General features: G+C 50.9%; 1 protein-coding gene. It reads right to left on the bottom strand.

Annotation, left to right across the window (positions count from 1 at the left end; all coding sequences use genetic code 11):
- Positions 1-802: phosphopantetheine-binding protein (locus ICN41_RS11190; protein ID WP_255537994.1), on the bottom strand; the 802-nt coding region annotated here is incomplete at both ends.

The following is an 802-nucleotide window of genomic DNA, read 5'->3' as shown; positions in this document are numbered from 1 at the left end:
CTGGCAAGATCATCGATCAAAATACGCCAAGAGACACCATCGACTGCATAGTGATGGATCACCAACGCCAAGAGATTGGTCGTAGGCCCTGCAATCCAGCGCGCCACTACTAGCCCGCCAGCGCGCGCAGGATCTAACTCTTGACTCAGGTTAGTAAAGTCAGTGCTTAACTGAGCACGACCAGCAGGGGTTTGGCTATCTAATGACAAGCTTGGAAGTTCTAATACGGGCACTTGCTCTGCTGGTAGTACGGTAAAGGTCGTTGCGCTACCAGTACCAGTAGTTTGTAAGCGCAAGGCAGGATGCGCTTTGAGTAGTTGATTTAAGGCTTGCGCAACTTGTTCGCGTGTCAGGCCAACTGGCACTTGGAGTAAGACTCCTTGGTTAAAGCGTTGTAATGAACCACCTGCGGCTAAGAACTGGTGATAGATTGGAAGAGCAGGAACTGGGCCATCACTCACCCAATTGCTAATCACTTCAGTGGTATGGACTTGGGCATGCGCTGCCAAGCTCTCCGGGGTCTGATACTTAAAGATATCGCGCACCGCAAAACCAATCCCACTAGCACGCGCTCTACTGACTAAACGGATAGCCGAGATACTATCGCCCCCAATCGCAAAAAAACTATCATCTAAACCTACTGGAGTAGTACCTGTGAGCTCACTAAAGAGGGTGCATAACAAACTCTCAGTGCTAGTGCGTGGTGCACGATAGGTGGCCTCACTCTGACCAGAAGGCTCTGGTAGTGCCCGGCGATCTAGCTTGCCATTCGGCGTTAAAGGTAAGCGCTCTAAGCTGACAA

The sequence above is a fragment of the Polynucleobacter sp. 15G-AUS-farblos genome (assembly GCF_018882445.1).
GTDB lineage: Bacteria > Pseudomonadota > Gammaproteobacteria > Burkholderiales > Burkholderiaceae > Polynucleobacter.
The sequence above is the reverse complement of the archived record's forward strand: the minus strand, read 5'-3'. Positions and strand labels throughout refer to the sequence as shown.